Genomic DNA, 25,535 nt, shown 5'->3' on the forward strand with positions numbered 1-25,535 from the left:
CCCGAGGGCGTATGAACTTCTTCAACATCGGACCAGGCGAGTTCCTCCTTCTACTGATCATGGCCCTGCTCGTGTTCGGGCCTCAGAGACTGCCTGAGGTCGCCCGCAGGGCCGGCCAAGCGGTCCGTGATCTGCGCAACATGGTGAACAACCTCGACCCAGAGCTCCTCGAGGACTGGCGCGAGATCACCCGAGACCTGGAGACCGTCCGCGAGGAAATGCAGCACATCCGCTCCGACGTGGTGGACATTCAGCGAGACCTGGCCGGCGCCGCCAAGGAAGTAGCCGCCTCGGTAGATGAGGCCGTCAAGGAAGCTTCTGCCGCCGTAAACGAAGGCGCCAAGGCGGCCGAGGCTGCAGGGACCAGGCGCACCGCTACAGCCAGCGCGCAGGCTCAGCCTGCCGCCGCCAGCACTAGTACAACCTCCGCCACATCGGCACCAAGACCGGCCTCGGGCCCGGCCAAGGCAGCCGCGCCGGTAAGCTCGGCCCCCGCTCCCTCGCACAGTGCAGCAGCGACCAAGAGCGGTCGAGACGTGGCCTCGGCGAAGGGGCCGGCTAAGGAGGAGTTGGCGGAAGAGATAGTGGGCACGCTGCTGGTCCGGGGAGAGGACGGCGGCTGGCGCAGCCTGAATGAAGTCGTGGGAACCAAGGTCTTCCCGGTGTGGCGTCAGGCCCCACGGGCCACCCACAGCGGCAACGGCCACCAGGTCGACCTCGTCGCCGCCTCGCGAGAGGCACGGATGGCCCGCCTGGCAGCGCCCAGGCCGGGGGCGCCTCGAGCTCATCCGGCAACAAGTGCGGCTCGCCTCAACCCGCGTCCCCGCCGGGCAGTGGCGGCGCGGCTAGGAAGGGTGAAACGTGGCTGAGACCAGCAAAGCTCTAGACGTGGCCGAGTCGCGACGGCCCGGTGGTGCCGGGTCGTCGCGGCTGCCTAAGCCGACCGCAGCGGAGTGTCCACCCGAGCTCAATGAGGGCGAGATGACGCTCATGGAGCACCTCATCGAGCTCCGTGACCGCATCATGAAGGCTGTCATTGGGGTGGCCATCGGAACGGTGATCGGTTTCATTTTCGCACGCCAGGTTTTCGAGCTGCTCATCCGCCCCCTCCCCGAGCAGGCTGAAGTAGTGGCTCTGGGCCCTACCGACTCCATCTTCATGTACTTCAAGGTAGCGCTCGTTCTAGGCGTCATCATCTCCATGCCGGTGATCCTCTACCAGATCGTCCAGTTCATCCTCCCCGGCCTGTACCCCAACGAGCGGCGCTACCTCTACTGGCTGCTGCCCTCCGGCACCATCGCCTTCGCCTCTGGGGCCGTCTTCGCCGCTCTCGTGGTCATCCCCTTCTCCATCAGGTATCTGAGCGGTTTCATGGCGGACATCATCTCGCCCACCTACCAGGTGCAGCGCTATATTGACTTCGTCACTACCCTCATGTTCTGGGTGGGCCTCGTGTTCGAGACCCCTCTGCTCATCTACTTCCTCAGCAAGCTAGGGGTGGTGGACCATAAGAAGCTCGCCAGCGGCAGGCGTTATGCCGTCGTGATCCTGGCCGTCGTGGCGGCCATCGTCACTCCCACCCCTGACCCAGTCACCATGATGGTGGTGATGACTCCAATGGTGCTGCTCTACGAGTTGGGAGTGCAGCTCGCCCGTCTGGCGTAGAGCCTACGGAGACCGCCACATGCCCGAGAAGAAGGTGATCATCCTTGGCGCCGCCGGCCGCGATTTCCACAACTTCAACGTCGCCTTCCGCGATGACCCCAGCGTCAGAGTGGTTGCCTTTACCGCCACCCAGATACCCAACATCAGCGGTCGCCTCCTGCCACCGGATCTGGCCGGGCCCCTCTACCCCGAAGGCATCCCCATCCATCCCGAGTCCGAACTGGAGGCCCTGATCCGTGAGCTCGGGGCTCAGGAGGCAGTCTTCGCCTACAGCGACGTCTCTCACGAAGAGGTGATGCACCTGGCCAGCCGGTGCCTGGCCGTCGGGATTGACTTCCGCCTCATGGGGATGGACTCCACCGCGCTCAGATCCTCTCGCCCGGTCGTGTCGGTCTGCGCCGCCCGAACGGGCTCGGGCAAGAGCCAGACCACCAGACGCGTATGTGACATCCTGGCCGCCTGGGGACGACGGATAGCGGTGGTCCGCCACCCTATGCCCTACGGAGACCTGACCCGTCAGCGCGTCCAGCGGTTCGCCAACCTGGATGACCTGGACCGGCACGCGTGTACCATCGAGGAGCGCGAGGAGTATGAGCCCCACATAGAGCGAGGCCACACCGTCTATGCCGGCATAGACTACGCCGCCATACTGGAACAGGCCGAAGCGGATTCCGACATCATCGTGTGGGACGGTGGCAACAACGATCTGCCTTTCTACCGTCCCGACCTGCACATCGTAGTGGTGGATCCTCTCCGGCCGGGCCACGAGCTTCGCTTCCACCCGGGTGAGGCCAACGTGCGCATGGCGGACTGCGTGGTCATCAACAAAGTCGATAGCGCCTCCCGCGCCGACATTGATGCCGTACGCGACAACGTCGCTTCCATCAACCCCACTGCGCAGATCATCGAGGCTGCCTCTCCCATCGCCGTGGACAACCCCGCTATGATACGGGGCAAGAAGGTCTTGGTGGTGGAGGACGGACCGACCGTCACCCACGGGGGCATGGCCTTCGGCGCCGGGGTGGTGGCAGCGCGGCGATTCGGCGCCGCGGAACTGGTGGATCCCCGCCCCTACGCGGTAGGCTCTATCGCCGACACCTTCCGCGCTTACCCCAACCTTGGCCCCACGCTCCCGGCCATGGGCTACGGCCCCCGGCAGATGCACGAGTTGCAGGAAACCATCGAGCGCACGCCGGCCGATCTCATCATCGCCGCCACCCCCATAGACCTGAGCCGGGTGCTGCAGGTCAGCCGTCCTATCGAACGGGTCCGCTACGAGCTGCAGGAGATCGGTCAGCCTACGCTGGCCGAGGTGCTAGCCCCGCTGGCGCGCATACGGCGCCGCCGCGAGAGAGACCCGGCACTGGAGTGAGGACGTGAGGTTCGCATGACCGGAACCAGCGCGCCGGTCAAGCTGGCAGAACAAGCCATTCGCGCTTACGTGGAACGGGGCGAGTTGATCGAGCCCCCCGCGGAGATCCCGCCCCAGTTGCAGGGACGCGCCGGGGCTTTCGTGTCCATTCACCGTCGCGACGGAAGCCTGCGAGGTTGCATAGGCACGTTCGAGCCCACCACCCCCAACCTGGCCTGCGAGATCATCCAGAACGCCGTCAGTGCCGCCACGCGCGACCCTCGCTTCCCCCCCGTCTGCCCGGAGGAGCTGGACGACCTGGTCATCTCGGTGGACGTGCTCTCACCGCCAGAGAGAGTCTACTCCCTGGAGGATCTAGACCCCAAGCGGTACGGAGTCATCGTCCAATCCGGATGGCGGCGCGGCCTACTGCTCCCCGACCTGGAGGGGGTAGAGACTTCAGAGCAGCAACTGAGCATCGCCATGCGCAAGGCGGGCATAGCCCCCCACGAGGACATCATCGTCTGGCGGTTCACCGTGAACCGCCACCACTAGATGATGCGTGAAGAGTGATAGCTGATGGCCGCAGGAGGTGTAGCCTCAGCCGTCCGTCGGTCGCCGCTTATTACGTATCCACGCATCACGTGTCACTCTCATGGCCGCCGCCCCTGGCCCAGCATAGCCATATACGGCAGATTGCGATACCGCTCGCGGTAATCTAGGCCGTACCCGACCAGGAACCCATCTTCGATGGTGAAGCCCCGGTAAGCAATGGGAAGGTCAATGATGCGGCGACGCGGTACGTCCACCAGCGCACACACCTTCAGGCTTGCCGGACGCCGCGCCGACAGCGTCTTCAGGATGTAGTTCAGGGTCATGCCTGTATCTATGATGTCCTCGACGAAGAGGACATGCCGCCCGGTGATGCTGACGTCCAGGTCCTTGACGATGCGAACCACACCTTTCGTCTTTGCAGTGGGGCCATACCTCGAGATGGCCATGAAGTCCACCACCAGGGAGATCGGGATGGCGCGCACCAGGTCAGCCATGAAGATGAACATCCCTTTCAGGATGCCTACCAGTACGGGCTCCAAATCAGCATAGTCTGCGGCAATCTCTTCGCCCAACTCCCGCACCCGGTGCGCTATCTGCTCCTGGGAAAGGACGACCTCGGAAATGGCCTCGTCAAGCATGAAGGGCTTCACCTGAGGGTGCGGCTACACCTCTTCCGTCTCTTCAGCGATGCCGTACTTGGCTAGCAGTGCCTGATAGTCGCCCCGGTACAGGAGCTTGATGTTGATCTCGGGGTAGAGCTCCCGGAGACGGCGGAGCTTGCGGTTCTTGCGGTTCACCAGGCTCTGCCGCATGGTAGTCAGCTCGATGTAGAGATCCTCCTGAGGTAGGTAGAAGTCAGGGGTGAAGGCCTCCACCACCTGGCCCTCCGCGTCCCACCTCAACGGGAACGAGCGCGGTTCGTACTGCCACTCGATCTGGTAATAGTCCAGTAATCGGGCGAACTCCTCCTCGCTCTGGTTCACCAGGCGCGGAGTGCTCACGCCGGCCGGGCGCTGGCTCGCCTGACTCACGGGTAGGTCCATCCTCCTTGTGGGTACTCTAGTTATCTTACCCCATGGCTCGGAGCGACGCCAGGCATGGTTGAGGCCTCAGGATGTAAGAGCTCAGGATCGGCGGGAGGAGTGTGTTCAGCCGGCAGTCGGACGCAGGTGCTCTGCTCACCGGCTCTTCGGCCGGCTAGAAGGGCAAGGCGCCAGCATCCTCGCAGGTTCCAGTCTCCTCTTGAGGTATCCGCGCCCGAGGCGCGGTAGGCACTGGCGGGGGACGGCGCGCCCGACTCCCGCTTGACCATCCCGCTTCGGTTGCCTACAATCGCAGCTTGAGCGTGGCCGCCGCACGATTGCGCGATCCGCCGCAACCGGCCGGCGGCCTTCTTATCGCGGCGACCGGTCACCCGGCCATGGGGTGCGGCCCATCAGCGCCGGCTGGGCCGGTTCTGCCGTGGCAGCCAGGCAGGAGAGATCAATGCCCGACGCGGAACTGGGGATCATCGGTGGAAGTGGCCTTTACGACATCGAGGGACTGGGCTCCGTGACCGAAGTCTCAGTGGATACACCCTTCGGCCCGCCCTCGGATACCATCATCCTCGGCCGGCTAGGCCCGGCATCCGTGGCCTTCCTCCCTCGTCATGGGCGTGGGCACCGCATCAGCCCCACCGAGCTAAACTCCCGCGCCAACATCTGGGCCCTCAAGTCGCTTGGAGTCACTCACGTGGTATCGGTCAGCGCCTGCGGGAGCCTTCGGGAAGAGCTTCGGCCAAGAGACGTCGTCGTCCCCCATCAGCTGATAGACTTCACCCGACTGCGCCAGCCCAACACCTTCTTCAGCCACGGCATCGTCGCCCACATAGGTTTCGCCGATCCTTTCTGCCCGCACTTGAGCCGAGTACTGGCTGAGGTCATTCGGCAAGTGCGCGGCGCCACCGTCCATGAAGGGGCAACCTTCATCACCATCGAGGGCCCGCGCTTCAGCACCAAGGCCGAATCGCACGCGTTCCGCTCCTGGGGCGCGGACATAATCGGCATGACCGCCTCCCCCGAAGCCCAACTAGCCCGCGAGGCGGGACTCTGCTACGCCTGCATGGCCCACGTGACCGACTATGACGTCTGGCACGAGACGGAAGAGCCGGTGACGGTGGAGGCCATTGTGGCCAACCTGCAGGCCAATATCGGCATCGCCCGCCAGGCCATCCGCCTCCTGGCTGATCGGTTTCCTCTCGAGTGCGAGAGTACGTGCCGCGATGCCCTCAAGAACGCTATCATGACCGATCTCGATCTGGTGCCACCGGAGACCCAGGAGAGGTTGTCGCTCATCCTTGGCCAACACCAGTAGCAAGCCCATCGCCGTGCTGCACGCCTGGTCGGGCGAACGACTTCGATCCTTGCTAGTCGTCGCCCTTGGCTTGGAGACCCTGGCAGCTGTGGCCATCACCACGTATTTGGCCCAGGAAGCTGCCATCTCTTCGGGCCTGGCCCTGCTGATGCTGATGGTACCGCTGGCTGCCACCACGATCGGCGTCGTCTTCATCCGGGCGGCGCCGGCTACGCGCTTCCTCCTCCTCCCCACCGCCCTGGCCCTCAACCTGATCGGGCTCTTCGTGCTGGCCGTGGAGGCCCCCGCCTTCGCCTACCTCCAGTGCTTCTGGTCCTTGCTCTCTCTAGGCGCCTACTCCGGGGTAGCTCTGTGCGCCGGCGACGAAGACCGGCTCGACCGCCTGAGCGTGCCGCTGTTCTCGCTGGCACTGGCACTGGTGCTGCTCACCTTCGTCGTCGGCGTCAACCCGTCGGGTGGTCCTCACAAGCAGTGGTTGGCCGTCGGGCCCTTCTACTTCGAGCCCTCGGAGCTGCTCAAGCTCTCTCTCACCCTCCTCCTGGCCTTGACGCTAGCAAGACCAAGCTCCGGCAGTCGTCGGTCCTGGGTTCTGCCGGCCATCGGCGTCAGCCTGGCGGTGCTGGCGGCTCAGGGCGACCTTGGGGCCGCGTTCGTGGTCGCCGGCGTGGGCGCACTCATGATCTTCGCCGCCACTGGCCGCTGGAAGGGGCTGGTTCTGGGCATCGTCGCTCTCGCCGCGGCCGGAAGCGTGGCTTACCTTCTGCTGCCCTATGTCCGCCTGCGGTTCATCACTTGGCTCGACCCCTGGAGCGACCCCACCGGCGCCTCCTACCACGTGGTGCAGAGCCTGCGAGCGCTGGCAGCCGGAGGAGCGCTCGGCCGCGGGTTGCTGGCGCCAGACACGGTGCACGTCCCCGCCGCCCACACCGATAGCATCATCGCCCCCATAGGGGAACGTCTGGGGCTGGCGGGCACTCTGCTGACTCTGGGTCTGTACGGGGTGCTACTGGCTCAGATCCGGCAGACGTATCTCCAGGCGCGCACCCATCTGGAAGCCCTCCTGGCCACGGGCGTCGCTTCCCTCCTGATCGGTCAGGCGGTCCTCATCACGGGCGGCACCAGCGGCCTGCTACCCCTCACGGGCGTCACTCTCCCCCTCGTCAGCTACGGCGGCTCCTCTCTCCTCATGTCGTACCTGGCGCTGGGCATGGTAGGCAGCCGGAACGGTCGCCACCAGCAGGGCGTGCCCACGTCCCGGCGGCGGAGCCACGACCTGGTTCATCTGGCTCTGGGGATGGCTCTCGGCATTCTGGTCCTGTGGCTGTCTGCGTGGCACCTGGCCGGCACGGCCATCATCGCGCGTCTCGAAGGCTGAGCAGCCACGCCTCTACCCGATCCGCTACTCCCGCTATGTCGTCAGGGGAGTGCGCTGGCCACGGCCCCTCCGCCTCCGCCCCACCTACCGCGGCGATCACCTCTCGCCCCCGCCCCCATTGCGCGCCGGCATCGGCCCTCCCCCCGGTCACCAGGATTCGGGGACCGGAGCCCGACTTGAAGCCTTCGGCTAACACCAGGTCCACGGGCATCAGGCTGGCCAGGGCCTTGAGGTCCGCGTTGGCATCCCGCCACATCACCAGCGTTCGATCCGGCGCCAACACCCCCACCGAGTCGGCCCCCGACTCCCAGAAGCGATGGGTATCCTTACCGGGCGAATCGAGGTCGAAGTGGCTGCCCAGGTGCTTCACCACCCCTACGCGAAGGCCGCGACGCCGCAACTCGGGTACCAGCCGCTCTATGAGCGTGGTCTTGCCGCTGTCGGAGTAGCCCGCCACCACCAGGATGGGTGGTACCTCTCTGTGGGTCATTGCCTACCTGCCCTTGTGGCCAACTGGCACCGGGCCCGGAACGCCCGATGAACCGTCCCGCCGCGATTATGGCGGAGGCGGCTCCCTGCGGCAACGTCTTGACCTTGGACTCGCCTGAGTGATAAGTTTGGCTCCACTCCGCGGCAAGGCCGAAGATGTTACCTGGTGCCGGCGACCCGTGAAAGCGGGCTGGCCGCGCAGCCTTGAGGAGGTCGGCGCAGGCTATGCACCGCCAACGTCTGCTTCAGGCCAGCATGGCGGCCATGGGCCTAGGCCTGCTCTTTCTGCTCAGCGCTTGCGGCCTGCTGGCCTGGCGCTACGCCGTAGGGCCCGTACCCCGGCTGCTGGCCTACGCGGTGATAGGCACGGGCCTGGTCGCCGGTACGGCCATCCTGGCGGGGATCCTGCTCTACGGATTGCTCGAGAGGCAGGGAAAACCCGGGGACTGACGACCCGCCGGCCTGATCGCGCGGAGGGACTACCGGAGGTGGCCGCCTGATCGCGCTCCAGTCGCTCCTGGCCCTGACTCTTCTCTCGTACCCGGCCGGTTACCTCCTGGGCAGTCTCTACCCGCCCCTCTGGCATGAGGACGCCTGGACCCGCGCGGCCGTCCGCACCCTTCTCGGTCTAGCCGCCTGGCCCGTCCTCATCGCTCTCTCCTCCGCGCTCAGCCTGCGCCTGACGGGCACGGCAGTAGCCGCCTACGTGACCGTGACCGGGCTCGCCATGCTGCTCCTGCTCATTCGCCGGACTGCGCCAAGCGTCGGTTCCTCTGCTTACGTGGTCAACCTCGACCTAGGCGTTGACAGCCTGGCTCTGCTGATCATCTTGCTGGCCACTTTGGTCCTGCGCTGGTGGCAGGCACGGGAGGCAACCTGGCCCCTCTGGGGCGACGCAGTCAACCACACCGCCGCTACCGCCCTCATCCTGGTGCGCGGCGGCATCCCGCCCAACTGGGAGCCCTTCATCCCCACCAGCGCCACTTTCTCCTATCACTTCGGGTTCCACTCCTGGGCGGCGGCCGTGGCCTGGCTCACCCCGGTAGAGCCCTGGTGGGCCGTCTTCTGGACCGAGCGGTTCCTCAATGCCGTGACTCCGCTGAGCCTGTATTTGCTGGCACTGGCCCTCTTCCGCGACCGGCGCGTGGGGCTGGGCGCTGCCCTGGCGTCCGGGATGCTGACCCTGATGCCCCAGTACTATCTCAACTGGAGCCGCGACCCCCAGCTGGGAGGGCAGGTCCTGCTGCCGCTGCTGGCCTATCTGGGTCTGGCTACCGTCGAACGCCGTCCCGCCCGGGTGCGCGCGGCCGCCCTACTGGCCCTGTCGGTAGCCGGCCTGGTGTTCGTCCACTACCGGGTCCTCATCTTCGCCCTAGGCCTCTTCTGCGGGCTGGCCGCGATCGCGCTACCCGGAGATGGCCGTCGCTGGAGGCACCTGGTGCTGCCTGCAAGCGCGGCCGCAGTGGGGGTGGCACTGAGCGCTCCCTGGGTCCGGCATGTCCTCTCCGTGCAGCGCCGGGTCGCCACTCTGGCTCCAGTAAGCTACGCCGAGGGGTTCGTGGGCGCCTACTTCGGCGTGCCCCGGCTCTGGGACTACGTTTCCCCCTGGGTGTTGGCGCTGGCAGCCATAGGCGTCGGGCTGGGGTTGAGGCGGTGGCGCCGTCAGGTCTTGGCCCTGGCCGTGTGGCTACTGGCACTCACGGCGGCAGCTAACGGTTACCGCACCGGTCTGCGTAGCCTCAGTCTGATCACCTTCATCTCGGTCTTTATGGCCCTCTACCTGCCCCTGTCGCTTGGCGTGGGCATGGCCTTGGAAGGACTCCTGCGCCGGGCCCGGTCGCCTGGCAGCGAGCGCCTCCTGCTGGGGGCCGTGCTCCTGCTGGGCCTGGCGGCCGGGTTCGCTTCCCATGGCGATCTGGTGGACAACACCTACGTCCTCGTCCGAGAGGAGGATGTGCGCGCCTTCGACTGGGTTCGAGCCCACACGCCCCAACAGGCCCGGTTCCTGGTGAACTCCTTCTCTGCCTCCGGCGAGGGGGGCGTGGTGGTGGGATCGGACGCGGGCTGGTGGCTACCCCTGGCGACCGGCCGGGCAGCGTCTGTTCCCGTCATCAACTACGGCACCGAGGTGGTCTCCCCTGGCTACGTGACTCAGGTTCAGCTTCTGTCGCGCCTGAGCGCCGAGGATCCCACCTCCGACGAAGCGCGTCAGGCCTTCTGCGACGCCGGTATCACTCACGTGTTCGTAGGCTCTGTGGGTGGCCCCATCCCCGCCGACAGGCTTTTGAACCACCCCCGCTTCCACCTCCTACACCGGGATGGCGGCGCCCTGGTGTTTGCGTTAGACTGTGCCCCGTGACCGTGCAGGAGGGGGCCAGTGCAGGAGCCAGAGGCGATCGGTGACTCCGTTCAGGTTAGCATAGTCATTCCTGCGTACAACGAGGAGGCGGCCATCGGCGCCGACCTGGATTCCATCCGGGAGGCTATGGACGCCAGCCCCTACTCCTACGAGGTTATCGTGGTGGACGATGGCAGCCGCGACCGGACCGCCGAGGTGGTCCGGGAGCGGCCCTGGGTGCGGCTACTGCAGCACCCTCAGAACCGGGGCACTGGCGCCGCCCGTAACACGGGCACTCAAGCAGCTCGGGGTGAAGTCGTGGGCATGACCGACGGAGACGGCACCTACCCCGTGCGCGACTTTCCCCAGATGTTCGCCACGCTCATCGAGGGCAACCACGATATGGTGATCGGTGCCCGCCGTCGAGAGGCCGGCACCGTTCGTCTCCTGCGCAGCTCGGCCAAGTGGTTCATCCGCAAGTTGGCCTGCTATCTGACTCAGACCGACATCCCCGACCTCAACTCGGGCATGCGTGCCTTCCGCAAAGAAGTCTGGCAGGAGTTCCGCAACATACTGCCCAACACTCACTCGTGGGTGAGCACCATCACCATCGCCGCTCTGAGCAACGGCATGAGCGTGGCCTTCATGCCCATAGACTACTTCCCGCGGAAGGGCCGCTCCTCCTTCCACCCCATCCGTGACACCTACAACTACATCTCGCTGGTGGTGCGCAGCGTCATGTACTTCAACCCCCTGCGCATCTTCCTGCCTGCCACGCTGGTGCTGTTCGTGATCGCTGTGGTCAAGCTGCTGCGCGACTTCATCGTCTACCGCAGCTTCTACGTCCCCGCCATCACCCTGATGATCTTCCTGACCGCCATCCAGATCGGTGCCCTCGGGCTTCTGGCGGACCTGATCGTGAGAAAGACGCGGTGAGATTCGCTCTGGTAGGGCCCGTGCACCCCTACCGCGGAGGCATTGCCCACTACACCGCCCTCCTGGCCTCGGCCCTGGCCGAGCGCCACGAGGTGCGGGTGTTCTCCTTTCGTCGCCAGTACCCACGCTGGCTCTACCCGGGCCACACCGACCGCGACCCCAGTGCCCATCCCCTGGCCGTGCCCGCCCGGTTCTCCCTGGACCCCCTGCTGCCCTGGACCTGGCGAACGGTAGCCCGCGAAGTACAGCAGTTCCGCCCTGACCTGGTGGTGGCCCAATGGTGGGTGCCCTTCTGGGCTCCTTCACTGGGCTCGCTGGCGCGGCTCCTCTCGCGCGGCCGAACGCGCACCGTCTTCGTGTGCCACAACGTGATGCCCCACGAGCCACGAGCTTGGGACCGCGCCGCCGTGCGGTGGGCTCTGAGTGCCGCCTCCGCGCTCGTGGTCCACTCCCAAGAGGAGCGGGAGAAAGCGGGCGCCCTCGGCCTACGTCCACCCGTCGAGGTGCACCCCATCCCCACCTACTCCGCCCTGCTCTCAGAACTGCCCCCTCAGGACGAGGCCAGAGCCTTCCTCGGCATCAGCGAGGGGCGAGTGCTCCTCTTCCTGGGGCTGGTTCGCCCGTACAAGGGCCTGCGGATACTACTCGCCGCCCTGGCGCGAGCCTTCCCCCAACGGGACGTTCGCCTGCTGGTGGCGGGCGAGTTTTGGGAGCCGCTCGAGGAGTACCGGGCCTTGGCCCGTGAGCTCGGCATCGCTGGTTGCGTAACCTGGCGCTCGGGATACGTGCCCAATGAGGAGTTGGCCCCCTACCTCTCCGCCTGCGATGCGGTCGTCCTGCCCTACCTCTCGGCCACGCAGAGCGCTGTGGCGCAGCTGGCCTTCGGGGCCGGCAAGCCGGTGATCACCACGGCCATAGGCGGGCTGCCCGACGTGGTGGAAGATGGCGTAAACGGTCTACTGGTTCGCCCCGGCGACCCGGACGACCTCGCCTGCGCCTTGCGACGCTTCTACAACCTGGGCCTGGGCCCAACGCTGGAACGAGGGGTGAGCGAGCGAAAGGAGCGCTTCAGTTGGCGGGGCCTGGTGGAACTGCTGGAAAGTGTGGCCGGGAATGCGTCTGATCTTCGCCATCCCACAGAGCCTCGATGACCCGTCGGGTCGGGGTCGCTACTGGCCCCTGGCCCGTGAGCTGGCACGGCTCGGCCACCGGGTGACGTTGGTCTGCCTTCATCCCGACCTGGCCGCCTGCCACCAGCGGCGTTTCTCGCGCGACGGGGTCCACGTCCTCTACGTGGCTCAGATGCACGTGCGCAAGCGGGCGGGAACCAAGACCTACTTCCCCGCCTGGATGCTGCCCTGGGTCGCCGGCCGAGCCGCCCTCGCCATGGCCGTCGCCCTGAGAGATGTGGAAGCCGACGCCCTCCACATCGCTAAGGCCCAGCCCATCAACGGCCTGGCTACGCTGGCCCGGCCGGGGTGGTGGCGGAATGGGCGCGTCTACGTGGACTGCGACGACCACGAAGCCGGCTCCAACAACTTCCAGCGAGGCTGGCAGCGCTCACTGGTGGCCCGGGTGGAGGACGGGCTGGTCCGCCGGGCTCGGGCCGTTAGCGTCAATACGAGCGTCAGTGCCGCCCGGGTCCGCTCTCTAGGCGTGCCCGAAGCGCGCGTGGTGCTGGTACCCAATGGAGTGGACCGCCGGAGGGTGCAGTCCTTGCCGTCTGGCCTGGGCGCCGAGCTGCGCCGTCGGCACGGCTTGCAGGACGGCCCTCTAGTCGTGTACGTTGGCAGCCTCAGCCTCGCCAATCACGCCGTGGACCTGCTGCTGGACAGCTTTGCCCTGGCCGCCCAGCGACGTCCCCAGCTCCGGCTGGTGCTCGTGGGCGGGGGCGAAGATGCTCCTGCACTGCGGGAGCGGGCCCAGCAACTGGGCATCGGCAAGAGGGCCCTGTTCGTAGGTGCGGTGGGACCCGAGGAGGCCCTGGCCTGGCTGCAGACCGCCGACCTGTCGGTGGACCCGGCCCGCGACGATCCGGCACACCGGGCTCGGGCACCCCTGAAACTAGTCGAGGCCATGGCGGTCGGCACTCCCACTCTGACCAGCGACGTGGGCGACCGGATCGCCACCCTGGGCGAGGGAGCAGCGGGTTACTTCGTGCCTCCCGGCGACGCTCAGGCCCTGGCCGAGGGCATAGTGGCTGCCCTGGACGACCCAGCCGACAGGCAGGAGCGCTCCCGGGCCGCTCTGGCCGCCGCTGAGAGCTACTACTGGGACCGACTGGTGCACCGCTTCGTCCATCTGTACGAGCTGGGTTAGCCCCCTATGAAGACCTGCGCCCTGGTTCTGGCCTGGAACCACGTGGACGACACCCTGGAGTGCCTGGACTCCCTCCTGGCCCTGCGGCCAGCACCCGAGTGGGTGGTGGTAGCCGACAACGGCTCCACCGACGGCACTCCTGAGGCCGTCCGCGCCCGGTTCCCATCGGTACGTGTGCTGTCAAGCGGGGAGAACCTCGGCGTGGCCGGGGGATACAACTACGGGGTGCGCGCCGGGGTGCCGCCAGGGGCCACCCACGTGCTCATCACCAACAACGACGTGACCTTCGACCGGGGAGCGCTGGGGGCGCTGGAACGTCGGGCGGGAGAACCGCCTCGGCCGGCCATGCTCATGCCCAAGATCCTTCACTACGCTGACCACTCCCGGCTCTGGTGCGCCGGGGGGCGCTGGCGCCGCTTCCCTCCCGGCGTCAAGATGATCGGCCTGGATCGGCCTGACGGCCCGGAGTACTCCCAGCCCTTCGCCCTGGACTACGCTCCGTCCTGTACCCTTTTCGTGAGCCTGGAAGCCCTGCGCCAGGTGGGCCTCTTCGATGAGGGCTACTTCTTCTACTACGACGACTGGGACTTCTCCGCTCGCCTGCGGCAGGTCGGGCTCGCGATCGGGTTTGCTCCCGATGCGCTCGTCTACCACAAGGTGTCCGTGAGCACCCAGAAGGACGCCCGCCCTGCCCGCTGGTGGCGGACCATGGGGCGAAGCTCGGTGCGCTTCTACCGCAAGCACAGTACTCTCACCAACTTGGCCCTGATGACGGCCTGGTTCGCCCTGCGGGAGACGGCCAAGGGCAACTGCGGCCGGGTGCGTCCCTACCTGGAGGGCGTGCTAGAATCGTGGCGCGGCCATGACTGACTCGGGCGTAGAGCTGCCGGAAGGCTTCGAGACCACTACCTGTCCCCTCTGCGGGGAGCCCGAGGGCCGGGTGGTTGTGCGTCGCACCGACCTCAACCTCGCCCACCAAGGCACTTTCACTGTTTGCCGGTGCGCCCGCTGTGGTCATCACTACCTCAACCCCCGCCCCCTGCCCGAGGTGATGTCTCGTTTCTACCAGGGTGACTATGACCAGCACCAGGCCCCGCAGACGCGTAACCGGCTGGCGCGGGCCGACAGGGGATACGGCCACCGCAAGCGCCTGCGCCTCATCGAGCGTCACATCCCCGGAGGGGTCTTGGTGGACGTGGGTAGCGGCGCGGGCGGGTTCGTGGCCGAGGTGGCCGCCCGGCCTCAGTGGCGGGCTATCGCCGTCGAGCCGAACGCAGAGGCCGCGTCGGCCTGCGCCCGGGCGGGGGCCGAGGTCGTCCGGGCCCGCTGGGAAGAGGCGTCCCTGCCGGACGAGTCGGCCGACGTGGTCACGCTCTGGGAGGTACTGGAGCACCTGTACGACCCAGGGTGGGCTGTGGCAGAGGCCTATCGCGTGCTCCGTCCTGGGGGGCTCCTGGCGCTCTCAACTCCGAATCGGGGCAGCCTGGATGCCCGGCTCTTTGGGCCCTACTGGGTAGGATACGAACTGCCCCGCCACCTCAACGTCTTCCGCCAGGATGCCCTTGCCGACCTACTCAGGTCCCGAGGCTTCCGCGTGGTGCAGGTGACGGCCCCCGCCGGCGCCTTCTTCGCCTTCAATACCAGCCTGCGCTTCTGGCTCCGGAGCCGACGAGCCCCGGGGTGGATGGAGATAGCCATCTTCTCCCTCCCGCTGCGCCTGGCCGAAGCACCCTTCTTCTGGGTCTTGGGCCGGTTGCGGCTGGTGTCGAGCCTGACCACGCTGGCCGTGCGCGAGGGTTGAGGTGCTCGCTGCTCGCCGCCGATGGCTGTTGCCCCTGGCCGTCGGCCTGTTGGCCTTGGCCTCCCTGGCCTTCGCCGCCGCCGCTACTAGCGCGGACGCACGGACTCTGGTCTCCGCCAGGCCAGACCTCCGGTGGAACCGACTGGCCGCTGCTCTGGCCCTCGTCGCCCTCAACCACTGGGCTCAAGCCGGCGTTTGGCACCTCCTCACCCGTGACCTGGTGGGCGACGGCGGCTGGCTCCGTGACGTGCTGCGGTTCAGCGTGTCCGCCTTGACGCGTAATCTGCCCGGTGCCTTCTACTGGTCCACCGCCAGCCGGCTGCTCCTCTACCGCCCGGACGGCGCGGCTTCGGGCGCCGCGCTGGCCGTGGGGGTCGAGCTAGCGATTCAGCTATGCACCGGCGCGGGCCTAGCCCTGGCCCTGCTGGTCTGGCCCTGGGGGCTCCTCCCGGGTGCCGTCCTAGTAGCAGCACCCATATTGCCTCCGGCCCGCCGTGGTCTCTCGCGTGTGGGAGCCAGCGTCGTGCGTCGCCTAGGGCGGGGGACACTGGCCGAGCGGGTAGCCGCACTTGCCCGCCTGCCCTCCGGCACCATTCTGGCAATGACCGTCACCTACGTGGCAGTCTGGCTGGTCGGGGGACTCTACCTGGAGTGCCTGGGCACGGCCATCGGGGCATCGCTTCCGGCGCGTCCGCTGCTGTATGGTACCTGGGTGGCCGCCTCCGTCGCCGGCATATTGGGCTCGGTGGCACTGGGCGGCCTGGGCTTCCTCCGGGAGTTCGCCCTGGCCGGGGCCCTGTCATCCACGGCCGGCATGGTCACGGCGGGGCTGCTGTCCGTGGCTGCGCGGCTAGTGCTCATCCTGGGTACCTGGCTGTGCGGCCTGGCCACCGCCGCTGCGTGCCAACTACTCCTGAGGCAGAGGGGGGAGACGTGAGCGATCTGGTGGGGCTTATCCCGGCAGCGGGGGCCGGCACTCGGGTGGCGCCCCTACCCTCCAGCAAGGAGCTATTCCCCATCGGTTTCCGCTGGCGGGACGTCAACGGCATCCGCAAGCTGTCCCCCAAGGCGGTGAGCGAGTACCTGGTGGAAGCCTTAGTGCGCGGCGGTGCCAGCCGCATATTCATGATCGTGAACTCGAGCAAGGCAGACATACTGCGCTTCTACGGCGACGGAAGCGCTCACGGCGTGAGCATGGCCTATTTGGTGCAGGAGCACCCCACTGGCATGCCCGCCGCCCTGGACCTGGCCCGCCCCTGGCTGGGCGATGCTACCGTCCTGTTTGGCATGCCTGACACCATCATCGAGCCTCCCGACTGCTTCGCCCTTCTCCTCCGCCATCACCGGGAGCGTCGTGCCGACCTCACCTTGGGGCTGTTCGCCACCTCGGAGCCCTGGCGGTTCGGCATGGTGGAGCTGGACGCGCGACAGCGTCTGGTGCGATGCGTGGACAAACCCCGCGCCAGTAGCCTGCAGTACATGTGGGGGATCGCCTGCTGGGGTTCTGCCTTCACCTCCTTCCTGGGCGAGTTCTGCGATCGGGCACGCGCCCAGAATCAGGGCGAGCTTCTTCTGGGCGATGCTTTCACCTCAGCCGCTCAATCAGGCCTCACCGTCACCTGCCATCCCTTCACCGAGGGGTCATACCTCGACGTCGGCTCCCCCGACGACCTGATGGCCGCGGCCATGCGGTTCTGCCGTCACCCAGACGAAAGCAGCTAACCCTTCCGATACGCTAGCAGTACCACCAAAGTGGTATTGCTGCGTCTCGCAGGGCCGGATACAGTGACCCCACAAGACGAGGCCATCGTGCCATCCAGAACTGGAGGTCTGATATGTCATCCCGCATCGGCAAAGCTCTAGCGTTCGCCATGGTAGTTGCACTACTGGTCGCGTTCCTTCCCATGGGCGCGCTGGCCCAGGGCAGCACCACCACCAAGGCCCCGGGCACCTGGGTGAGCAGCATCAACATCCAGAACCCTACCGACGATGGTCAGGCTGCCAACGTGACCATCAACTTCTACAGCGCCGACGGCAACCTGGAACTGAGCTTTCCGCTCGCCTCCGCCATCCCGGACGGCGGCTCCCGTTCTCTGTTCGTGCCGGCCGACGTCACGGGCCTGCCTGACGGCCAGTACAGCGCCGTCATCCAGAGCAACGTGCCGCTGCTGGTGGTGGCTAACTCCAGCTCCACCAACCCCAGCACCGCCGGCGCCTACAACGGCATTGATGCCACCGCGGCCGGCACCCTTCTGTACTTCCCGGGCACCTACAAGGATTACTACGGGTTCTGGTCGGAGCTGGTGCTGCAGAACACTGAGGCCACCCAGGCCAACGTGACCATGCGCTTCTACAACAACGCCGGCGCCCTAGCTCACACGGCTACAGGCACGATCCCCGGCAACGGGTCGCGTGTTTTCGCTCTCCAGGACATAGCCCCGCTACCCTCTGGCTCTCAGGGCCGCTACTCGGTTCAGGTGGAGTCCAACACCGCTTTGGTGGGGGTGTGCAACATCTGGAGCTCCGCCATGCACGGCGAGTACTCCGACTACAACGCCTACACCACCGGCACCACCTCAGCCTACGCTCCGTCGCTCCTCAACAACTACTACGGCTTTGTGAGCTCACTCACCGTCCAGAACATTGACACCACCGATGCTCAGATCCGAGTGACGTACTCCAACGGTCAGGTGGAAACCAGGACTCTGGCTCCGCGCACCTCGGTCGAGTACTACCAGCCCAACAATCCCAATCTGCCTTCGGGCAACACCAATGGCATCTTCTCCGCCCGAGTCGAATCCACCAATGGCCGCAGCATCGTGGTCCTGGTGAACCAGGAGGACAAGGCCAAGGGGCTGCTGGCAAGCTACAACGCGCCCACCCAGGCCGCCGTGACTGTGAATGCCCCGGTGGTGTTGAAGGCCTTCTACGGCTGGTTCTCCGCCGTGACGGTGCAGAATGTGGGCAGCAGTGCCGCCAACATTACCGTGACCTACTCCACCGGCCACAGCCGCAGCGCCAGCAATGTGCCCCCGAACGGCACCTACAACTTCATCCAGCTCACCGGCGCCGGTGATCCTCTCCCCGACGGCAGCAGCGTCTCGGCCACAGTCACATCCACCAATGGCCAGCCCCTAGTGGTGGTGGTGAATGAGAACAGCGACGACCGCTACGCCGCCACGCCGGGTGATTACCTCCTGGCTTACACTGCGGTTCCGGCTCCGTAGTCGCCTGATCGAGCCAGCGAAGGCTCTCGAAAGGGCCACCGGCCTGACCGGTGGCCCTTCGCCATACGCCGCACTATACTACCGCCCACCTCTCTCGGAAGGAGCACCTCTCCATGCGGTCTAGAACTATCGCCCTGCTCGCCACCCTGGCTCTTCTGGTGGTCGCCTGCGGGCGCTCGAGCCCCCCGCCCACCGATACCCCGGCACCCCTGTCTTCGCCGACCGCGGCGGCCGCCGCTGCCACCGCCACTCCCCGGCCGGCCCCCACTCAGGCGGAGACCATCTTCGTCAGCCCGGTGTCGCCCATACCGTTCACCCGTCCGGGGCTTCCCCTGGACACCGGGCGCAGCCAGCCCGCTCTCGCCTGGCTGGATCTGGCAACCGAGGCTGCCCAGCGCTGGAGCGAGCAGGCCCACTTCCTGGGCATAGAGCCCTCCTTCATCATGGAGCGCAATATTCCCTTCATGCCCGCGCAAGCCGGTTGGTTCTATCGCTTCGGCCGGCCGGAGGACGTGATTGAGTTCTACGTCCAGGTGGCGGACGGCAAGGTGACCGGCACCACCGAAGCGGAGGCCCTGGGACAGCGCCCCAAGCCCCAGCCCCTCGACCTTCAGGCGGTTGCGCTCGACTCGAGCGATGCACGCCAGGTCTACCTCAATAGCCTGGGTGCCTCCCCACCCGGGGACAGCGAACTCGACTACGCCCTGGCCATGGACCCGAACCTAGGCAAGCCCATCTGGTGGATCTACAACCTGGAAGTAAGCGACCAACTGCCCGTCCTCGCGGTGGACGCCACCAACGGCCAGGTGGTCCCCATGGAGTAGGCTGGAACGCAAGATGACGCTGATACTACGCTGATTTCCGCTGATCTGGACTTTATATCGCCCTTCTGATCAGCAGTGACCTGACCTGGAAACGGTGTCGTAGGGGCAGACGCGCCTTTGCCCGCCCGAGGGCAGACACGGGGGTCTGCCCCTACGACACCGTTTTCGTTCTCTGTGGTGCCCCGCGAGGCATGAGCTCTGCGTAGTATCAGCGATATCAGTGTCCTATTCCCCCTCCACCGCGAACGAGCCCCCGTCGCTGTGCCCGTAGACGTCGGGGAAGTACATCTGATAAGCCCGGGCGGGGCGTACGTTGAAGTTTCCAGCGATGCTGGCCCGCATGTAGTAGGTGTACTCGTACGTCCCCTGGGGCAGGTAGCTGGCGAACAACACCACCCTGTCGTCCCGCATCTCCGTGTGGCTGAACCACCACCATCCCCAAGGATCGTCTACCGCCCGCACCTCGGGCTGCACCCCCACCACGCTGGTGGTGCGCAGGCTGGTGTCCAGCCCTTCGCAGCCGGCCGGCAGGGGATCCTCCACTACCACGTGATAGAGGTCCGTCGGAGCCACGACGGTCAGCTTGACCCGCACCGTGTCGTTGATGGCCGCCGAGGTCAGGCCGATCTGGCCCCCATCGGCGCGGCTGTACTCCCGTGCTACCGTGATCCCAGAGCTCACCGGCCTGAGCTCATCCGCCGGAGGGTAGTACTCCAGCGAGGCCGAGTAGTACATCGCACCCGTATCGGCCTCGCTATCCCCGGCCGGGCGTCGGCTCAGCCGCAGCAGGTTCGGCTCCCGCGCCAGCAGGCGGGCCACATCTACCACCAAGGTCTGAGCCTCATCCAGGTTCTCGGCATCGAAGGTACCTGACCCCAGTTCCCGCTCGTTGAGGGCCACCGACCAGGCATAGCCCGCGTCCAGCTCTCCCTTGGCCACCATGAACTCGGTCAGCGCCATGAGGCTGACGGCGGTCTCGTAGGTGCTCCGCCAGTGGCCCCGTTCGCGGGCCGACATCAGCCAACGGGCCGCACCCGCCGTCAGGCGGTGGTCGGGCGCGACGCGGGAAAGCGCCTGCAGCACCGTGGCCGTGGTCACCGCATCGGTGCCCATGGTCCGCCACTGCACTTCGTCCTGCCAGTGAGCGGTGGTGGCGCTCAGCACCGCGGCGGCCTCCAGGTCATCCAGCAGCACGTCCAGCCGGCGCACCTCCTCCGGGCTGAGCGCCGCCAGGGCCATGAGCAGGTGGGCCTTGCCTCGGTTGCTGAGCTTGGAGCGCTCCTCGTACAGCCTCACTGAGGCTCCCAGGTCCCCCTCGCCGGCCTCGGCCAGCACGTACGATATGTACGCCCGCGTGTCCGCATCTAGAGCCCGCTTGTCGGACCCGGCAGCCTGATGCAGCGAAGCCACCAGGAACGCCGTAGCCCGGTCCACCACCCGGGCATCCACCGCATAGCCCGCCTCCTGCGCCTTCACCAGGCCCAGTACCACGTACGCCGACAGATAGGGATCGCTCCGATCGCGGTACCACCATCCCCAGCCGCCGTCCCCATGCTGGTTGTTGTACAGCCGCTGGAGCCCGATGCCGACCTGCTGGGACAGACCCTGCGCCAGTTCGATGTCCTCGACCCCAGCCTCCCGCAGTGCCTTGGCGGTGACCACGTTAGGGAGGAACCGGCTAAGCGTCTGCTCCACGCACTCGTAGGGATAGTGCCGGAGGAAGTCCAGCCCCGGGATCATCCCGGCCACCAGAGAAGCCTCCACCCTCACCGAGAGCTCGCCCTCGGTGTAGCGGGCCGGCAGCACTACCGATTCATAGACCTCGCCGTGAGGCGGCACCTCACCGCTAGTGGCCACCACCTCGGGCACAGTCATGGCGTACACCGGCAAGCGCAGGCGCACGGCATCCGACAGCGAACCTCCCGAGGCAGAGACGGTGACGCTGGCCTCCCCTCTGTGCTCAGCCGCCACCAGCCAGGTCACCAGGCGCCTGCCGCCCCCCTCTACAGTGACTTCCTGGGGTTCGGGAGACCCCTCGAGGCCCTCGAGAGCGCACTCCACCGCCACGGTGAGAGCGTCCTGGGTGTTGTTGTGGACCACCGCCCCCACCTGAGCCTGGTCCCCCACCACCAGGAACCGCGGCAGGACCGGACGCAGGAGCAGATCCTTGGTGGCCACGATCTCGACCGTCGCCTGCCCCACCAGGGTGTCCTCGGTGACGGCCTTGGCCTCCAGCGTCCAGGTGGTCAGGTTGTCCGGCAGGACGATGCTGGCCTCCGCCTCGCCGGCCGCGTCGGTGCGCAGCACGGGCTCCCAGTAAGCCGTCTCCGGGAAGCGTTCGCGCACCCCACCTCCCTCGCCGCCGCCACCGCCCTTGCCGAGAGCGCCCTCCGCCCGGCGCTGCAGGTCGCCGGTGGAGAGGGTGAGCGCCACTGCGGTCTGCACTCCCAGGCCGCGCTGGCTGTAGAAGTGAGCCACGATGTCCGCCGACTGCCGCTCCGAGAGGGCCAGCACCGACTTGTCCACCAGGCTGAGCGAGAGCTCAGCCTCGACCGGTTGGCCCTCGTGGTCGCGCGCGGTTATGGAGAACTCCGCCGTGTCACCGGGGCGGTAAGCGCCCGTCCGGTCGGGTTGCAGCTCCAGCGTCAGTTCGAGGGCCTCAGTGCCCACCTGGACGCCAGCGAAACCGATCTGGAACGGCGGCAGCGAGGCCGACTCGTCGGCTCCGCGCACGAGCACGGCCACGAAATAGACGTTGGGGGCGAACTCCTCGGTGATGGGCACTTCCAGCACCTGGGCGCTCCCCTCCAGCTTCATCACCTCGTAGTCCAGAACTCGGCCGCGCTCGCTGGTGAACAGCAAGCTCACCGCGCCCTCGTAGGGGCTGGGAATGAGCACCCGAGCTGTCTCTCCCGCCCGGTACGACTTCTTGTCCGGGACGAGCTCGATGGTGTAGTCCTCCTGGACGGGCCAGGATACGTACCCTGGGCCGCTCACCCACAGGTAGGTGGAGGAGCGAATCTCGTTGCCCCGATCGTCCTCGCTTTCGGCCACTACCTTGTACGAACCTGCCGCTTCGGGCACAAAGGAAGCCTGGGCCCTCCCCTCGGCGTCGGTCCGCACCGTCTGGCGGGCGACCTCGATATCCTCCTCCGTGGTCTTCCACTCGTAGTAGCCCCCGACCTTCTGCCTGACGTTGTACCAGCGATGCTCGTAGAAGGTGAGCTCCACCGTCCGGCCGGGCACGGGCTGGCTGTCCCCGTCCACACTCAGAACGTGGACCGTCGCTTCCTCGCCCGCAGGGCTAACGTATGAATCTGGCCGCAGGCCCAGGTAGAACTCGCCCCGGTGTACCACCACCGAAGCGCGCCCGCTCACCGCCTGCGCGTTCACGTCCGTGATGGTAGCCTCGATGGTGAAGACCTGGCTCAGGGTGCGGTCGGCGATGTCCGCCGGGATGGTAAGGATGAACCGACCTTCGGAGTCGGTGCGGCCCTCCCCTTCTGACAGCACCTCGCCGTAAGGGCCGAAGTAGCGTCGCTCTCTCAGGTAGTCATAATCGCTGAAGTCGTAGTAGCCCTCGCCCGTCCAGGCGAAGAACCAGTCCTGGGTGAGAACCGTCCAACGCACCGCGGCATCGGCGACCGGACCGCCGAAGTAGTAGCTGGACTCCACCGCCACAGTCACGTCGTCGCCCTGGATGTACTCGTCCCGATCCGGGGTGACCAACACCTCAAACTCGGGACGCCGGTACTCCGCCACCTCGAAGCTGGTCCCAAACCCGACCTCCAACTGGTCGCTCGGGACCCAGAGGCTGAAGCTCCCCAGCGGCGCGTCCTCGGCCAGCTCGAGACTGCCATGGAAGGTGCCCATCTCGTTCAGCGTGAACCGCTGCCGCATGATCTCCTGGCCCTGCGGATCCACGGCGACCAAGTCGAAGGGAGGCAGATCAGTAGGCACGCGGTAGCGAGCATCATCGTCGCGCCGGACGATGCCCTTGAAGTAGACCGTCTGACCGGGCCGGTAGATGGGCCGGTCCGTGTAGAGGTAGAGCGTGTAGGGAGACGCATACCAGGACTGGTACACGTCGTACTTCCAGGGTGATATGCCGTTCGTCCACGAACTCAGTACCAGCCCGAAGTCCTCGCTTCCGGGTTCGCCCACCAGAACGGCGTGCGGGGTCCAGGGCTCCTGTCGGGCCAGACTGCCCACGTAGATGCCGTCAGAATCCGTAGTTCCCGAGCTGGTTTCCCTGCCGGCGGCATCGAGGAAGGTCACCCGAACGTTGGCGGCGGGCGTTCCCTCGTGCCAGTCGATCACCCAGGCCAGGCCCTGCTGGCCGGCCCATTTGAACGTCACGTTCTGAGCCGCTACCACCACCACCTGTCGCTGCTGGTCCGCTGGATAGATCTTGCGTACCTCGGGGGAGCTGGCGGTAAGGTAGTACAGGCCAGGAGCCAGCGGTCCTCCGCCCTCGGCCAGGGGCTCTGCCAGGGTACCCCACTCGTTGCGGTCCCCATCCAGTTCCACCGTCCAGGCGCGCAGAAGGTCCCTGGGAGCGGGACGATAGGTGTCGCGGAAGCGCCAGTCGTCCCCGTAGTAGCGCACGAAGTCGGGCAGCGACATGGAGTACAGAGCCAGCTCCAGCCGCTCCACGTTCCGGTACGACGCGTATACGGCAGGCTCATCCTGGTCGCCGAAGGCCCAGGGCTGCCACGAATCCAGCAGTTGGTACGTAGGGGGGTAATCGCCGGTGGTGAAGGTGATGACCACCTCCTCGCCCAGTCGCCAGCCGGTGATGTCCTTCAGGTCCGCCCCAATGGTGATCCGGTAGGTGGTGCTGGCCTTGGGCCCAAACTCCATGTACACCGTGCTCTGGCTTTCCCAGTAGGTGTAAAAGTAGTCGGGCTTAGGGCTAATCTGCAGTTGCTCGGCGAAGGACTCCGAGTCCACCGGCGAGCTGAAGCGCAGCACCACGGAGCTGCCGGGCATCACCCCCTCGGCCCCATCCTGGGGGTCGCTGCTCAGTAGGCGGAGTTCCTGGAGCACACCGAACTCCCACTCCAGCGGCTCCATAATCACGCCGCCAGCCGTCAGCGCTCCCGAGAGGCTGACCCGCACCATCGCCCCCCGCTCCCACGGGCTCGTGGGCGTGAAGACCAGGGTGTTGGCGAACCAGCGCACCCTCCCTTCGACCCCGCTCATGCCGTCGTGGACGTAGGAGACCTCCAGGGCCTCCTCCACGCTTTCCCGGTCCATGGGCTGGGCGAACGTTATCTTCACCGGCTCCGTCGGCCGCGCCCCCACCGCCCAGCGGTCAGGCATCTTGCCCGGGATGCCCTGGGGCGAGTAGCGCAGCACGTGCGGGGCGACGGTGGTGAACGACCACTCGAAGGGCTCCGCCAGGGAGTTGCCCCGGGCGTCGGTGAGCGCGGGCGATACCGAGACCCGGTACGTAGTAGAGGGGTCGAGCCCCACGGAGGGGACGAAGCGATACACGCTGGTGCTTACCCACCGGCCACGGCCGGTCACCGCCGGATCGAAGCTCAGGGGTTGGGGCAGGTCCGTCCGGTCCAGCTCCGTCCCCAGCGGCACTACCGGCTGGCTGAAGACAACCGTGATGGGGGAGTCGAGAGGCACGTCCGCCGCGCCATCGTCCGGTTGCATGGTGCTGATTTCCAGCGCGGCGGCGATGAGCAGCGTCCAACTAGAGGGCCTAGTCAGGGTTGCGCCCTCCAGGCTGCTGGCAGTCGCCGCCAGTCCAACCCGGTACGTGGCCCCGCGGCGCAAGCCCTCTAGGTGGAGAAGCAGAGTGCGGTCGTCCTTCCACTCTGCCCTGAACGTCAGCCCAGCTGTCAGTTGCAGGGCCGACTCCACGGTACCTCGGTCCATGGGCTGGCTGAACTCGATCGCCAAAGGAGCCGAGGGGTCGTGGTCAGCTACTACCTCCCCCTGCGGGGCAAGGACGACCGGGGGAGTGGGCCCTTGCTGCTGCGCTCTAGCTTCCACCCAGAGGTACAGCGACCCAGTCACTCCGGCCGCCAGAACGACGAGCAGCACGGCGATAGCGAGGAAACCGTTCCTTCTCACCTTGGCCTCCTGCAGCGACGTGGCCCGCATACACGCGTGCCAGGCAGATCCCAACCGCACGCAGCGGCCCATCCCCTCCGGCCACCGACCTCACCAAGCTCGCCCGGCCGGCATTCGAGCTGGGTCAGGCGCGAGCATACTACACCGACTGTCGTGTGTCCACAGCTCAGAGGTAACCCATGAGCATCCTGCGAGGTCCGTTCGGTTTCGTCG

Annotated in this window: 21 protein-coding genes; 17 read left to right on the plus strand and 4 right to left on the minus strand. The window is 66.7% G+C overall.

Annotated elements, in window-relative coordinates; genetic code table 11:
* The first annotated feature begins 11 nt into the window (after positions 1-11).
* Genes HPY83_00610 through amrA form a run of 4 tightly spaced genes read left to right on the plus strand, consistent with a single transcriptional unit; the run spans position 12 to position 3,571 of the window.
* Entirely contained in the window at positions 12-869 is an 858-nt protein-coding gene (locus HPY83_00610; protein ID NPV06446.1) for a hypothetical protein, read from the plus strand.
* Positions 862-1,665 carry a twin-arginine translocase subunit TatC gene (gene tatC, locus HPY83_00615; GenBank protein NPV06447.1) on the plus strand — a complete coding sequence of 268 codons (804 nt, stop codon included), beginning with the start codon at positions 862-864 and terminating at the stop codon, positions 1,663-1,665. Before HPY83_00610 ends, tatC begins: the two co-directional genes overlap by 8 nt.
* 19 nt (positions 1,666-1,684) lie before the next feature.
* A complete protein-coding gene (locus HPY83_00620) occupies positions 1,685-3,037 on the plus strand; it encodes a GTPase (GenBank protein ID NPV06448.1) in 1,353 nt (450 codons plus the stop codon).
* Between the two features lie 15 nt (positions 3,038-3,052).
* A complete protein-coding gene (amrA, locus tag HPY83_00625; GenBank protein NPV06449.1) occupies positions 3,053-3,571 on the plus strand; it encodes an AmmeMemoRadiSam system protein A in 519 nt (172 codons plus the stop codon).
* A 98-nt stretch (positions 3,572-3,669) separates the two neighbouring features.
* Here the strand turns inward: amrA and hpt are convergent, their stop codons facing one another.
* Both hpt and HPY83_00635 read right to left on the minus strand, forming a co-directional pair.
* Complete coding sequence (hpt, locus tag HPY83_00630) at positions 3,670-4,209, minus strand: hypoxanthine phosphoribosyltransferase (GenBank protein NPV06450.1); 540 nt, start codon at positions 4,207-4,209, stop codon at positions 3,670-3,672.
* A gap of 24 nt (positions 4,210-4,233) precedes the next feature.
* Complete coding sequence (locus HPY83_00635) at positions 4,234-4,602, minus strand: hypothetical protein (protein ID NPV06451.1); 369 nt, start codon at positions 4,600-4,602, stop codon at positions 4,234-4,236.
* Between the two features lie 454 nt (positions 4,603-5,056).
* Between HPY83_00635 and mtnP the strand changes: the two genes are divergently transcribed.
* Positions 5,057-5,923 (plus strand): S-methyl-5'-thioadenosine phosphorylase, encoded by an 867-nt coding sequence (gene mtnP, locus HPY83_00640; GenBank protein NPV06452.1) that lies wholly within the window; start codon positions 5,057-5,059, stop codon positions 5,921-5,923.
* Positions 5,907-7,298, plus strand: coding sequence for an FtsW/RodA/SpoVE family cell cycle protein (locus HPY83_00645; protein NPV06453.1), 1,392 nt, complete (start codon positions 5,907-5,909; stop codon positions 7,296-7,298). Before mtnP ends, HPY83_00645 begins: the two co-directional genes overlap by 17 nt.
* On the opposite strand, the gene mobB is transcribed toward HPY83_00645, so the two are convergent.
* The gene (gene mobB / locus HPY83_00650) at positions 7,276-7,788 is read right to left on the minus strand and encodes a molybdopterin-guanine dinucleotide biosynthesis protein B (protein NPV06454.1); all 513 of its coding nucleotides are present in this window, start codon (positions 7,786-7,788) and stop codon (positions 7,276-7,278) included. The genes HPY83_00645 and mobB overlap by 23 nt on opposite strands.
* A gap of 224 nt (positions 7,789-8,012) precedes the next feature.
* Between mobB and HPY83_00655 the strand changes: the two genes are divergently transcribed.
* The 11 genes from HPY83_00655 (at position 8,013) to HPY83_00705 (ending at position 19,232) form a co-directional block, all read left to right on the plus strand.
* A complete protein-coding gene (locus HPY83_00655) occupies positions 8,013-8,237 on the plus strand; it encodes a hypothetical protein (protein NPV06455.1) in 225 nt (74 codons plus the stop codon).
* Between the two features lie 256 nt (positions 8,238-8,493).
* Positions 8,494-10,146, plus strand: a complete 1,653-nt coding sequence (locus HPY83_00660; protein NPV06456.1) for a hypothetical protein — start codon at positions 8,494-8,496, stop codon at positions 10,144-10,146.
* Between the two features lie 18 nt (positions 10,147-10,164).
* Positions 10,165-11,061, plus strand: a complete 897-nt coding sequence (locus HPY83_00665; protein NPV06457.1) for a glycosyltransferase family 2 protein — start codon at positions 10,165-10,167, stop codon at positions 11,059-11,061.
* On the plus strand, positions 11,058-12,212 hold the full coding sequence (locus HPY83_00670) for a glycosyltransferase (GenBank protein ID NPV06458.1): 1,155 nt from the start codon (positions 11,058-11,060) through the stop codon (positions 12,210-12,212). The genes HPY83_00665 and HPY83_00670 overlap by 4 nt, the downstream gene beginning before the upstream one ends.
* Positions 12,175-13,380: a glycosyltransferase family 4 protein gene (locus tag HPY83_00675; GenBank protein ID NPV06459.1), complete on the plus strand. Its 1,206-nt coding sequence runs from the start codon at positions 12,175-12,177 to the stop codon at positions 13,378-13,380. The genes HPY83_00670 and HPY83_00675 overlap by 38 nt, the downstream gene beginning before the upstream one ends.
* Positions 13,381-13,386: 6 nt before the next feature.
* Entirely contained in the window at positions 13,387-14,250 is an 864-nt protein-coding gene (locus tag HPY83_00680) for a glycosyltransferase family 2 protein (protein ID NPV06460.1), read from the plus strand.
* Positions 14,243-15,181 (plus strand): class I SAM-dependent methyltransferase, encoded by a 939-nt coding sequence (locus tag HPY83_00685; GenBank protein NPV06461.1) that lies wholly within the window; start codon positions 14,243-14,245, stop codon positions 15,179-15,181. The genes HPY83_00680 and HPY83_00685 overlap by 8 nt, the downstream gene beginning before the upstream one ends.
* Position 15,182: 1 nt before the next feature.
* The gene (locus HPY83_00690) at positions 15,183-16,118 is read left to right on the plus strand and encodes a hypothetical protein (protein NPV06462.1); all 936 of its coding nucleotides are present in this window, start codon (positions 15,183-15,185) and stop codon (positions 16,116-16,118) included.
* Positions 16,115-16,903: a nucleotidyltransferase family protein gene (locus tag HPY83_00695; protein NPV06463.1), complete on the plus strand. Its 789-nt coding sequence runs from the start codon at positions 16,115-16,117 to the stop codon at positions 16,901-16,903. The genes HPY83_00690 and HPY83_00695 overlap by 4 nt, the downstream gene beginning before the upstream one ends.
* A gap of 113 nt (positions 16,904-17,016) precedes the next feature.
* Positions 17,017-18,408, plus strand: coding sequence for a hypothetical protein (locus tag HPY83_00700; GenBank protein NPV06464.1), 1,392 nt, complete (start codon positions 17,017-17,019; stop codon positions 18,406-18,408).
* Between the two features lie 113 nt (positions 18,409-18,521).
* Positions 18,522-19,232: a hypothetical protein gene (locus HPY83_00705; protein NPV06465.1), complete on the plus strand. Its 711-nt coding sequence runs from the start codon at positions 18,522-18,524 to the stop codon at positions 19,230-19,232.
* A gap of 225 nt (positions 19,233-19,457) precedes the next feature.
* On the opposite strand, the gene HPY83_00710 is transcribed toward HPY83_00705, so the two are convergent.
* Complete coding sequence (locus HPY83_00710) at positions 19,458-25,322, minus strand: hypothetical protein (protein NPV06466.1); 5,865 nt, start codon at positions 25,320-25,322, stop codon at positions 19,458-19,460.
* Positions 25,323-25,535 lie beyond the last annotated feature (213 nt).

The organism is Anaerolineae bacterium, assembly GCA_013178015.1.
Lineage (GTDB): Bacteria > Chloroflexota > Anaerolineae > DRVO01 > DRVO01 > Ch71.